This is a genomic window from Shewanella sp. SM29 (assembly GCF_025654245.1).
Classification (GTDB): domain Bacteria; phylum Pseudomonadota; class Gammaproteobacteria; order Enterobacterales; family Shewanellaceae; genus Shewanella; species Shewanella oncorhynchi.
This window is the reverse complement of sequence record NZ_JAKKRN010000006.1, coordinates 101,134-113,205: the sequence shown is the minus strand read 5'-3', so window position 1 is coordinate 113,205 and position 12,072 is coordinate 101,134. Positions and strand designations below refer to the sequence as shown.

Sequence of the window (12,072 nt, the reverse complement as noted above, 5' to 3'; positions counted from 1 at the left end):
CAGTCTATGCAAACACAAGACAGATTTATGTCACCGCAATGGAAAGCACGCTTCAAAGGGTATGTGCAGGTCACTAAGCCTGGCATCATTTTCGGGAATCTGATTTCCGTTGCTGGCGGTTTTTTATTAGCCGCCAAAGGCGACGTAAATTTGGTCTTGATGCTGGCGAGCTTAGTGGGATTGTCCTTGGTCGTAGCCTCGGGTTGCGCAATCAATAACTGTATTGACCGTGATATCGACGCCAAGATGCAGCGCACCTGCAAACGCGTGACCGTCACGGGCGAAATTGCCGTGGGTAACGTACTTGCATTTGGACTCGCCTTAGGTGTGTTAGGCTTTAGCATCTTAGCCTTGTTTACCAATGCATTAGCCCTGCTATTTGCCGTTATTGGTTACATCGTTTATGTGGGGGTTTATAGCCTCTATATGAAACGTAACTCAGTGTATGGCACTTTGGTCGGCAGCTTCTCGGGCGCAGTACCGCCCGTGGTTGGCTATTGCAGTGTGACAGGGCAAATGGACATGGGCGCGGCTATTTTGCTGTTGATGTTCAGTCTATGGCAGATGCCGCATTCCTATGCCATCGCGATTTTCCGTTTTAATGACTATGCGGCAGCCAATATTCCAGTACTGCCGGTTGCAGAAGGCATGACCAAGGCAAAACTGCATATCGTGCTTTATATTGCTGTGTTCGCCTTAGTCAGTGCGCTGTTACCACTCGCGGGTTACACAGGTATCGCCTTTATGGCAGTCACCTGTGCCACTAGCCTGTGGTGGCTTGCCATGGCATTAAAAGGTTATCGCCACGGCATCGACATGCACCGCTGGGCTCGCCAAGTGTTTGGTTTTTCAATCATCACTATTACGGCGCTCAGTGTGACTATGGCGCTCGACTTCCAAGTTGTGAGTCAGGCACCGCTACTCACTTTAGTGAGGTAAACCCTAAGCTTTCAGCTAGTTGTCTAGTCCTGAAATAAGTTGATAATACAAAAGCGCTAACCAAGATTAGCGCTTTTTTTCTCTCCTAAAACAGCCCCTGAAGCATCACTTCTAAGTGAACATCATTCGCCACCACATACCGGGTAGGCTAGTAAAGCCTGTCGTATAGTGTTTTAGCTCACCCTCTTTAAAGATCATAATGGTTGGCGTCGCCTGCAATGACCAATCACGGGCAATCTTGCTGTCACTATCGTTAATAGTGTCAAAGCCATAGCCTTGATGCTGAAGATATTTTCTCAGTTTCTCATCCTCCCCCGAATTCATGGCAACCGTCACCACGGGGTAATAGGCCGACATTTGATTGACTGCCGGGCTGACAAAATTACACACAGGGCACCAAGTGCCCCAGAAGTACACTAATACCGCCTGATCTTGACTTAACGTGGCAATATCAAGCGCTTCCCCTGCCAACGTCGTCCCTTGGAGCTGCGGCAAATTATCCCGCGGGATATCTTTGCCGCGCCAGATGTCCATCACGCTGGTCACGATAAGGGCAATGAGCAGCCAAAGTGCCAGCTGCTTAATCCAGCCCAATATGCGTTTAGGTAAAGATATCGAAACCTGTTCGGCGCTCATATTTTCAGTTTCCTTTGGCGGCATCTTAACTGCTCTTCTGTGTCTTATTTTTAGCGGCAATCGCGGCTTCAAGCTGCTCTTTTAACACTTCGTAAGGCACTAATCCGGGAATAAGCGTATCGGCCACTATCATACTTGGAGTGCCACCTATGCCTAACTCATTCATTAAATTAACATTGTCATCGACCATTTTAGCCACGCGCTCATCTGTGTTGCCAACCCAACGCTCGGTTGCCGTCAGTTTAGCGACCTTAGCGATGGCGGCGGCATCGAGTCCACGCGGGCTCGACATCAACATATCCTTCACCTTGAGATACTTTTCAGGCTCGTTTAACCAAACCGTTTGGGCAAAATCGACCGCCATTTTGGAGCCTTCGCCCTGCAGCGGTACCATTTTTACTATGATTTTTAACTGCGGAAATTCTTCAATCAGCTGGTTCAGCGAAGGCTCGATTTTCTTGCAGTATGGGCAGTTAAAATCGGTGAAGTACACCATCTCAATCTCAGGTGTCGCAGCGCCCTTCCACGGATCGCTTTTGGTCTCATACATGGCTTTATGATGAGTCACAAGACTGGTTTGCATGGCTGTATTTGCCCCCTCTTGCTCCCTTGCTTGCCACGCAATAATCGCTTCCCTCATTAGGTCAGGATCATTGATCAAGGCATCTTTAAGAATTGCTCGCACCTCTTGCTGCTGCGCCGCCGATAAACTGCTGTCTTTGGCATAGGCCATAGTGCTCACCGAAGGCAAGGAAACCACCAGCATTGCCATGGCGACACCCGAGACAGCAAACATCTGCAACTTGCGATGTTTGAATAAAGAGCTAAATTTCGACATTTTAGTGCCTCCGATGACTTGAGTATTCTGCATTGATTCAGTGTTGTTTTGTGCTTCAATTGTCTGTTTCATAATCGATTCCCATTGTCTTAGGTCAGAGTTATCCCTGACCTGAGTATTTGTTGAGTGCCACTCGACTCGCTATTGAATGAGACTCGCCAGTGATATTGCCGAGTGACATGTCCGAGTGAATGGCTGTTCGTTAGCGTTATTTCCCTGCCGCTACGGATGACTTTTCAGGGGACACTGAGGCCTGCTCAATCGCAGCAAGCACAAGGTCAGTTGATAGAATTTCAGGTAATTCAATCCCCTGCGGTGCACCCGGGCCATAAACCACGTTGAATGGCACCCCGAAACGATTATGGCTTTGCAGGTAGTGAGTTATGGGCTCAGAAGGCGTGGTCCAATCGCCCTTCATCGGCACAATATGCTGCTGTTGCAACAGGCTATAGACTGGATCTTGCAAGATCACGCCAACTTTATTGGCCTTACAGGTAATGCACCAATCGGCAGTCACATCGACAAATACTGTCTTGCCCTGGGCGACCTGCTGATTAATCAATGCTTGATCCAATGGCGTCCAAGCAAGATCCGCAGGTAAAGGTTTAGCCCACTGGTTCGCCGTCATAAATGCGATAACCGCCGACAGTAAAATGCCGATACCTAAGCAGCTCACAATAGCAATCGCGCCATATTTTTTAGCCATAAACACCATAAATATCAGTGTAATAATGCCAGATAATGGCCACAGGTAGATTGTATCAATGAAGCTGGACAACAGGCTAATGAGCCATAAACTGGTGAGGAGCAACATGCCAGAGAAAAACACTTTGACTGTGTTCATCCAGCGACCGGGTTTAGGGAAATAACCCGCCACTTGCGGAAATGCCGCCACAATTAACCAAGGGAACGCCATACCCACGGCCAACGCAGTGAAGATGGCAAACAAGCTCAGTACATCGGCGCCCAAAGCGAAGGCGACCGCAGTACCCAAAAATGGTGCACTGCAGGGCGTCGCCAGTAGCGTCGCAAACATGCCCTGTAAAAAGTGTCCGCTGTTATTATTGCCGCCCGTCGTCGCCAACTTGGTTTGCACGTTAGAGGGTAAGTTAATCTCAAATACACCTAACATATTGAATGCAAAAACTGTAGTCACCAGCGCCATAAAGCCGATAAACCAAGGGTTTTGGAACTGCACGCCCCAACCAATCGCCTGCCCCGTGAGCTTAAGCATTAAGATAAAGCCAGCGAGTAACCAGAATGAGGCCAATATCCCCAGCGCTGATGCGATGAACTGTTGGCGGATTTGATTGCGCTTAAGATCAGGCGCGGCAACCACTGAACTGAGCTTCATGCCGAGTACTGGTAACACGCAGGGCATGACGTTTAAGATCAAACCACCAATAAGCGCTAACAAAATCATGCCAAATATCGAGGTACTTTCTTGGGTAATTACCACAGGCTTAACCTCGGCGCTGTATTCCAACGCCCGCTCGCTATCGGCGACAGTCATATTCAGCGATTTGCCCAAAACTTCAGGCTCACCCAGCCAACTTTGACCAGTGAAAATACCAATCAATTGCTTGCCGTTAGCATCGCTTTCACTCGGTTTTAAGCTCACTAGCTTAAATGTGGTATCTGGCTCACCATCGATAATCACTGTGGGTTGCTGCCAGTTGGCATCATTAAGCCTGACTTCAAGTTGACCTTTGGCGGCATCCCAACCCATTGTCATGGCAGGATTTTGGCCATCTTGGGTCAACACTTTTTGTGGCACAAGCGACACGGCCTTGTTGTAGGCCAACATAGCATCGGTATCTGCTTGCAGCGCATTAGGCGTGAAGTCGAGACTAATCTGATAATCCGTCAGTACACAGATGGTGGTACAGGTCGACAAGGTCACTTTGCCGCGCAGCTGAGTTGGCGCAGCGATATCATCGACTTTTAGGGTTAATGGGAAGGTAGTATTACCTTTGTACCCAAAGGTTTGTAACCCCAATAATGAGAATTCCTCTGGCGCTGGCCATCTCCAATCCACTTGCTGTAGATTGTGTGAGCCATCCCATTTTATCGTCGGCGCGATACCGCCTTCCCCAGGACTACGCCAATAGGTTTTCCAATCGCCCTCAAGTTGTACTTCAAGCACAGCGGGCAAAGTATTCGTTGCAGGATCAACCTCCCCCGTTAGCATAAAACGTACTTTGGCTGGAGGGTGATTATCATTAACCAACCACCCCGTCGATGCGGCCATTAGCGACGGACTCGTCACTATCAAGGCGAGTATCCAGAATCTGGTTAACATGGATTTTAATGTACTCATTTTGTCCCCCCAATATGCACTAACTGTTTGTTATTAAATTGCATATTAATCTCTTCGATATATCGTCAGCATTTGCCATTGCAATACTTAAGCGCTGTTAGACCAAGCTAAGTTAAACAAGACTCTGTGATGCTGCGTGCATGCTTACCTTGCTTCTAGGCCATATAAATATTGGCTAACGCTATGTTCTGGTTACCAATATCGTTATGGCTTAAGAAACATCAGCGTGATAGAAGGCTTAAGTTCAAGCAGTCAGATAGGGAGGTGTGATGTGTAAAATTGGATGTTCTGCAGCCGCTTAACTTTCTTTTCTACCGGCAAACTGGCGAGAAAAGTCAAATATTGACTGAGAGAAAGCATGCCTAAACAAACCCACCTATCAAATTGATAAATAAGTTTTTATTCTTGAAAGCGACAATGTGTGAGATGTATTCGCCTAGGTTTAGCTTGATAACCTTGTATGGGTAACAGTGTTATCACGCGGGAGGCGCGGGGAAGTAACGGCAGTAGGAACAGCAGGATAAGAAATGGGATGGTACTCGGAGTGTCGATACAGGTTCGGATCGATTTCTCAGACAATTCACATTTTTTAGGTTCACTTTTGACCAGCTCAGTACCCGCCGCTTGAGCATCGGCATGGCTAGCCATATTGTTTGAAGCTGAACTGCTGTTTAAAGCAGAACTTGAGTTTAAAGCTGAGTTGGCGCTAAAACCAGCACCAGAAAAAGACGTAGCCGACATCGCTTGCGCGCTCGACTCCTTGAGCAACAAGTTAAGTATTCCACTATTTTGAGTCAAACAGAACAAGGTCAGAATGGTAAACACCATCACGCCCCATAGGTTGCCTGTTTGCTTAGTCGATAACTTAGAAATTTGGATTTCCCTTCGTCTTATTCTTTGATAATAAAGATAAAAAATGAGTGTCTTTCAACAGATAGCTGAAGATAAGACCGGCGGATTGTAACAATAGTTCATCAACAAGCAAATTATTTTGCCTTGCCTGAGTCAAGCCATAGTCCACCATTTCAATAAAACCGCGCTTTGCTGACGGATAATTTGAGTAACAACGACCTAAGTTATTACCATCATACTCAACAAGTTTTTATGCTCTAACATATTGATTCTACATAACTAGCCACAACTTAAGCAAAGCCCGCCAGAGTGACTCTTGTGCAGGCTTATTAATGATTGGAATCAAACTTTTTGCCTAAAAGATAAATACAGGCAAAACTTATGCAGAAAACCCACCATCAATCATCAAACTCGCCCCTGTGATATAGCCCGCTTCTGGGCCCGCAATAAAGGCGACAAAGCTGGCGATCTCTTCGGCTTTACCATAACGCCCTAGGGCGCCCATCGCCTTAACGGGCTCGGATGAATCACCATTATCAGGGTTCATATCGGTATCCACAGGTCCAGGCTGAATATTGTTCACCGTAATAGCTCGTGGGCCTAAATCCCGCGCGAGTCCTTTAGCCAAACCGACTAAGGCCGATTTACTCATGCCGTAAATCGCACCACCTACAAACGGAATACGCTCAGCGTTTGTGCTACCGATATTGATGATGCGGCCGCCGTCATTCATATGCAGCGCGGCTTCTTGACTGGCCACAAACACACTGCGCACATTAGTATTAACAGTTCGCTCCCAGTCTTCTAGCGTCAGATTTTCAATGCTATCCCAAATCAGCGTACCCGCATTATTAACCACTATATCTAAGCCACCGAAATGCGCTTTGGTCTCGCGGATGGCACGACGGATCGCCTCAGGCTCTGTACTGTCGGCCTTAATGGCAATGGCTTGACCGCCATGAGTGATAACTTCGTCCACCAGCAATTGCGACTGCGCCTCAGATGAAACATAGGTAAAGGCAACTGCGGCGCCGTCACTCGCCAATCTTTTAACAATGGCGGCACCGATACCACGACTACCACCTTGTACAAAAGCCACTTTACCTTGCAAATTATTCGACGATTTCATAGTTTGCTCACTCAATAGGAGGTTAAGGTTGATTGTATAGAAAAACCTTTTTAATCAATTACAAAATGACGTTCGCTTGTACGTTAACGCTCATTTTCATACTGTGGTAGTAGCTTACGCGATTCACTTACCATGATTAAGTCACTAAAATGACCCTCACTAAGTCCTATAAGGAATTAATTGCCGTGATAAATAATCAATTTGTTGAGATACGCCATTTCGTCACAGTTGCCCAGCTAGGCAGTTTTACCTTAGCGGCGCAGGCGTTAGGCATGACTGGTTCGGCGCTCAGTAAAAGCATAGTGCGATTAGAAACCCGCTTAGGCACTAAGCTGCTGCACCGCACCACACGGCGTGTGAGCTTAACCAATGATGGCGATTCATACCTCACAGATTGCCAAAATGCCATGGCAATCCTAGACAATGCACAGAGCCGACTCGGCAGCGAACAGCAAATTCCCTCAGGTCGAGTGCGAGTGGATTTACCCGTGACATTTGGGCGGCGATATATACTGCCAACCCTATTATCACTATCGCAAAAATATCCCAAGCTCGAGTTATCCATTACCTTTAACGATAGAGTGACCGATTTGTTTAGTGACGGCATTGATTTGGCGGTGCGTGTCGGACAACTCAGCGACACTGTGGATTTAGTCGCCCGCAGATTAGGGGAACAACGCCGAGTGATCTGCGCGTCTCCCGCCTATTTCGCTCGACTTGGCGCGCCACAAGGCAAAGAAGATCTTAGCCAGCACCAATGCATTGTCGGCTGGCCGCTCGGGCAGCAACATCGCTGGTTACTTAAAAATGAGGATGGGATCATCGAGGCTTATGACATTCCAGTACGCCACGAAATCGCTGATTGCGAAGCCATTTTAGCGGCCACACTGGCGGGAGTGGGTTTAGCGCAGGTGCCAATATGGTTGGTTGAGGACTATCTTAAAACTGGTGAACTTATCTCGGTACTGGACGAACTCGCCAGTGACGACACACCCATCCACTTGATTTGGCTTAAAACTCCTTACCTCCAACCCAAGCTACGAGTGATCATCGAAGAACTGGTCGACTTAGCGAAAGCGCCCAAAAGCAGATTTAAGGCAGGATAAGTAAAAGGCCTCGACTGAGCGCGACCTTTGACTTTGGGACTAACGGTTACTTGCTTTGATGTACGGATTGGTCATAGAGAGTGATCGCTTTGCTGAGCGCGTCAAAATCCGCCGAACACAAATACCGCTTTAAACTTTCAAACTTTTCGGCAGGCCAATCGTAGATTTTTAACGCCAGTAACTCAGTAATGACGTCTTTATCAAACCGATACTTGATTAATTTCGCGGGTGATCCCGCCACAATACTGTAGGGTTCGATATTTTGGGTGACAACACTATTTGCGGCAACAACCGCACCTTCACCTATCGTCACCCCTGGCATCAACATACATCTCATGCCTAACCAAGCCCCATCATCAATATGAGTATCACCTTTGCCTACGTAGGCATCCTCGATGAAATCCATAAAGGGGTATAAACAAAACCAATCTGCTCTATGCGTATGATTTCCGCCCATTAAGATCACAACTTCGGCAGCGATACACACATAATTACCGATATAAAGTTTATCGATAGACCACTTAGGTTCCCACTCACGGCTCACTTCATCGCCATGAAGATATCTCACCGCTGCTCCCTCAAAGCCAGCATCCCAGCAATCACTGTAATAGCTATGCTGACCTTTGACTATGATATTGGGATTGGTGACCACCTCGTGCAATAACTGAACTTTTGACCAATGCTTGTTCCGCATTGCAAATCCTCTTTATAAACAAAATAGTTAATACGAAACATAATGTTATGAGAAGTTTCACATTAGAATAGTCAGTGAATACGCGGCTGTTTTAGCAGAGGAATGAGTTTCATATAAAAAATCACAAGTGAGTATAAAAAAGAAAATAGCCCATAAAACTGAAAAATCGACATGAGCTAAGCCGTTGTCACTGAAAGCATACAATGTTCGCGATGAGAAAAATTTTCGCTATTTCATCGCAGCTTTTACATAGACATCAAAACGGTTTTTCTTAGTTTCGATAACTGTATTTGGCTTAACCCCATCCAAATCTTCGGCATAGTCTGGGCGCTTAACGACGACACGTTTAGTTGCTAAGGCTAAAGCTGGGGCGAGTAAGCCATCGGCATCTAAATCGGCACCGACTAAGGATTGGAATATACGCATTTCTTTTTTAACAAGGGCCGATTTATCACGGTGGGGGTACATAGGATCGAGGTAAACCACATCCACCTCTTGTGCCAATTTCGATAGTGCTTCTAGGCTAGATCCATGAAACAGGCGCATCCGCTCACGCATCCAATCGCCAATTTCAGCATCTTGATAGGCGCGGCGCAGGCCGTCTTCAAGCAATGCCGCAACCACAGGATGACGCTCTACCATAGTCACTGTACAACCAAGGCTTGCGAGCACAAACGCATCACGCCCTAAACCCGCAGTGCCATCAACCACACTTGGTGTTACCCCTTGCTTCAATCCCACCGCTTTAGCGATAGATTGGCCGCGACCACCACCAAACTTACGTCTATGGGCGACGGCGCCAGTCACAAAATCCACCACTATGCCATCGAGCTTAGGCTCATCGCGTTTATGCAGTGATAAAGTATCTGATTCAAAACGCAATTCGAAGGTCGCATTCGCATCGTAGACGAGTTGCCAACGTGCACAAATATCCACAAGTGTTGGGTATTGCTGATTGAAAAAAATCGGGGTCACAGGCTGTCTTCTAACCAACGAAAATGATGGCCATTATGCCTAAAAATCTTGTTTATGAATATGCTAGTAAGCAAAACACATCACCAAGCTCATCACTGTATTAGCCAATTTGTCTCAGTGCGCCCTTAATAATTCAAACAAGTATCACACTGTAATATACTGATTTATAAAGGCGGCAATCTATTTGTATAACAGTTTAGTGATTTATGTTATATGTTACGTCCCCAGCCAACCTGCGTGACTTCCGTACGGGATAAGGACTTTTTTTGCTTCAATGGCTAAAAGGTTTTTTGTTTATCAGGGAGCAAGATTTTTTAAATCCTGACAAAACGATATTAAAAACCAGCTTATTGCGGATTATTCTGCTCAGTGGTGCCATCTTGACCACTAGCATAGTGCTGCATAGCTCTTTAATTGCGTATGAGTTAAACCTCACTTTCATTATCAGCATTACGGTCAGTTTTTTAACCGTACTATTCCTGTCTTTATGGTTTACGCGCAAATATTTACTCGTCAGCTCTATCAGCCTGCTGGCGATGGTTATTGCAGCCTGTTTATCTATGCTGTTGTTTATCCCTGACTTTAACTTATCGCAGGTAGGTATTACTTTCTTATATACCTTGCCCTTGATGGCGCTTTTCCTGTTTGGCAGAAAAGTCGCTTTTATTATGATGTGTTTCAACGTATTGCCTTTTTTACTGCTACTGCGTAACCAAAACCTGCCTCCCATTATCGATATTGATATCAGCCTACCTGCGACCCACGCTTATCTAAACGGTTTGCTGTTTATGTTTTTTAATATCTGCATCCCGTTGTCGGCGATGCGCCTGCTAAAAACCCAGAAAATCCATGCACAGCAAATGATCCAGCATCAAAATGCACTGCAACATACATTAGATCAATATGCTGAAATCTTTGAAAATAATGGTACAGCCTCCTTCTTCTGCAATGAGGATGGAGTCATTCTCAACCTGAATAATGCCGCGAGGGAAATCGCTGGAGAAGTCACACTAAACAGCACTCGCCTATGTGACATTTTTGAACTTACCGAAGATACCAGCACGAATTTACTGGCGGCCTCGTTTCCGACCCATTTAAAGAACAATAACAGCACTAAATATCTGCTGCAAAAAGCCTCATTACAGCACCATGATACTTTGTTGTTTCACTGCCACGATGTCACAGAACAGGCAAACCATGCGATTGAACTGAGTCGACTTAAAAAGCACCACATCAGCACGCATTTCTATGATTTAGTGACAGGATTACCCAACGAAAATCACTGGTATAACCCAGCGCCAAGCTTGATCCATCAGGAAATGACCGTAGCCTTAATCAAAATTGATAATCTTAGCCAAATTAATGCTGCTTTCGGTATCAGCGTCGGAGATGCCATCCTAAAAGCCTTTGCTATTGAACTCAAAAATCGCTTTGGTCATATCGCAAAAATATACCGATTTAGAGGAGCATCGTTTGCACTCGAGTTTACTAGCCTGCCGCTTATCTCCCCTGAAAACCTAGCGCTACAATTACGCGAGCGTATTCCAACAAACCTACAACTTAAGCAAGAACAACAGACTGAATATCATCTCGAGTGCAGAGTCGGTTGCAGCTCAGGTAATAAAGCCTCACCGCAGCAAGCCGCAGAGCAATGTTTAATTGCCATAAAACAAACCACCCAAGCTAGCCCAGTGATGGTGTATTACATTGGTTTGATTAACAATCTTCTCGAAGCTTCATCGCAAAAAGCCAGAATCCGTGACGCACTGAAACACAACCGCCTTGAAATGTGGCTGCAACCTAAAGTGATGGCCAATGGCCACATTACTAGCTTTGAAGCGCTAGCCAGAATGTTTGATGAAGACGGCACTATGATCATGCCGAACACTTTTATCCCCATCATAGAGTCATCTCAATTGCAGGCGATTTTTGCGATAAAAGTCTTCAGGCAATTACTACAACTGATCCGTTCTTGGCCTAAAAATGTGCCTCTGGTTAGGATTGCCTTTAATTTATCTGGGCAAGATATTCTGTCGGATCGCTTCTTTAAGGTGTTGATCCAAACCTATATGAATCATCCTGAACTCATCCCATTGTTGGAAATTGAAATTACTGAAACCTCTGTATTTTCAACCCATAAAGAAACAGGACGACGCTTAAACACCTTAGCTCGCATGGGGGTTTCTATCGCCATTGACGATTTTGGCACTGGCCATGCGTCATTAAGCCAGCTCATTGATATCAGTGCCGACACAATTAAAATCGACCGTTACTTTGTCAGTCAAATGGGCATTAGTGAACGCCATACCCAAATTGTTAACGCCGCCATCCTGTTAGCCAAGAGCTTAAAACTCAACGTCATTGCCGAAGGTATCGAAACCGAAGCCCAATTATTGCAACTCACTGCGCTAGGATGCGAACAATTTCAAGGTTATTTATTCGGTAAACCCGCACCAGCGAATCTCTGGCTGAAAACCTTTCAAATGCAAACCCCCACACATTGGTTTGCCAATAAAAAGAGCGCCAACTGAGGCATTAAATTTACGCCTAGAAGCATCGCAGGTATAATTGCCGACTGGCATT

Annotated in this window: 10 protein-coding genes; 3 read left to right on the top strand and 7 right to left on the bottom strand. The window is 46.0% G+C overall.

The features are described 5' to 3' along the window. The first annotated feature begins 6 nt into the window (after positions 1-6). Entirely contained in the window at positions 7-939 is a 933-nt protein-coding gene (gene cyoE / locus L5L77_RS06055) for a heme o synthase (RefSeq protein ID WP_263162520.1), read from the top strand. Between the two features lie 111 nt (positions 940-1,050). Here cyoE and L5L77_RS06050 read toward each other — a convergent pair whose 3' ends face one another. The 5 genes from L5L77_RS06050 to L5L77_RS06030 all read right to left on the bottom strand — a co-directional run bounded on the left by L5L77_RS06050 (position 1,051) and on the right by L5L77_RS06030 (position 6,714). After that, complete coding sequence (locus L5L77_RS06050) at positions 1,051-1,575, bottom strand: protein disulfide oxidoreductase (protein ID WP_219251406.1); 525 nt, start codon at positions 1,573-1,575, stop codon at positions 1,051-1,053. A 25-nt stretch (positions 1,576-1,600) separates the two neighbouring features. Then, positions 1,601-2,485, bottom strand: coding sequence for a thioredoxin domain-containing protein (locus tag L5L77_RS06045; RefSeq protein WP_263185098.1), 885 nt, complete (start codon positions 2,483-2,485; stop codon positions 1,601-1,603). 136 nt (positions 2,486-2,621) lie between these two features. Further along, positions 2,622-4,733, bottom strand: a complete 2,112-nt coding sequence (locus L5L77_RS06040) for a protein-disulfide reductase DsbD family protein (protein WP_263185097.1) — start codon at positions 4,731-4,733, stop codon at positions 2,622-2,624. A gap of 399 nt (positions 4,734-5,132) precedes the next feature. After that, positions 5,133-5,561 carry a hypothetical protein gene (locus L5L77_RS06035; protein ID WP_173248345.1) on the bottom strand — a complete coding sequence of 143 codons (429 nt, stop codon included), beginning with the start codon at positions 5,559-5,561 and terminating at the stop codon, positions 5,133-5,135. A 403-nt stretch (positions 5,562-5,964) separates the two neighbouring features. Then, on the bottom strand, positions 5,965-6,714 hold the full coding sequence (locus L5L77_RS06030) for a 3-oxoacyl-ACP reductase family protein (RefSeq protein ID WP_263176904.1): 750 nt from the start codon (positions 6,712-6,714) through the stop codon (positions 5,965-5,967). Positions 6,715-6,899: 185 nt separating this feature from the next. Between L5L77_RS06030 and L5L77_RS06025 the strand changes: the two genes are divergently transcribed. Beyond that, positions 6,900-7,820 (top strand): LysR family transcriptional regulator, encoded by a 921-nt coding sequence (locus L5L77_RS06025; protein WP_263185095.1) that lies wholly within the window; start codon positions 6,900-6,902, stop codon positions 7,818-7,820. Positions 7,821-7,866: 46 nt separating this feature from the next. Here L5L77_RS06025 and L5L77_RS06020 read toward each other — a convergent pair whose 3' ends face one another. Both L5L77_RS06020 and L5L77_RS06015 read right to left on the bottom strand, forming a co-directional pair. Then, positions 7,867-8,514: a CatB-related O-acetyltransferase gene (locus tag L5L77_RS06020; protein WP_263185094.1), complete on the bottom strand. Its 648-nt coding sequence runs from the start codon at positions 8,512-8,514 to the stop codon at positions 7,867-7,869. 228 nt (positions 8,515-8,742) lie between these two features. Beyond that, positions 8,743-9,489 (bottom strand): class I SAM-dependent methyltransferase, encoded by a 747-nt coding sequence (locus tag L5L77_RS06015; protein ID WP_263185093.1) that lies wholly within the window; start codon positions 9,487-9,489, stop codon positions 8,743-8,745. Between the two features lie 266 nt (positions 9,490-9,755). Between L5L77_RS06015 and L5L77_RS06010 the strand changes: the two genes are divergently transcribed. After that, a complete protein-coding gene (locus tag L5L77_RS06010) occupies positions 9,756-12,020 on the top strand; it encodes a GGDEF domain-containing phosphodiesterase (protein ID WP_105250693.1) in 2,265 nt (754 codons plus the stop codon). Positions 12,021-12,072: the final 52 nt, after the last annotated feature.

Coding starts and splice junctions, on each gene's coding strand:
- cyoE (WP_263162520.1), top strand. CDS start 7: ATGCAAACACAAGACAGATTTATGTCACCGCAATGGAAAGCACGCTTC.
- L5L77_RS06050 (WP_219251406.1), bottom strand. CDS start 1,575: ATGAGCGCCGAACAGGTTTCGATATCTTTACCTAAACGCATATTGGGC.
- L5L77_RS06045 (WP_263185098.1), bottom strand. CDS start 2,485: ATGAAACAGACAATTGAAGCACAAAACAACACTGAATCAATGCAGAAT.
- L5L77_RS06040 (WP_263185097.1), bottom strand. CDS start 4,733: ATGAGTACATTAAAATCCATGTTAACCAGATTCTGGATACTCGCCTTG.
- L5L77_RS06035 (WP_173248345.1), bottom strand. CDS start 5,561: ATGGTGTTTACCATTCTGACCTTGTTCTGTTTGACTCAAAATAGTGGA.
- L5L77_RS06030 (WP_263176904.1), bottom strand. CDS start 6,714: ATGAAATCGTCGAATAATTTGCAAGGTAAAGTGGCTTTTGTACAAGGT.
- L5L77_RS06020 (WP_263185094.1), bottom strand. CDS start 8,514: ATGCGGAACAAGCATTGGTCAAAAGTTCAGTTATTGCACGAGGTGGTC.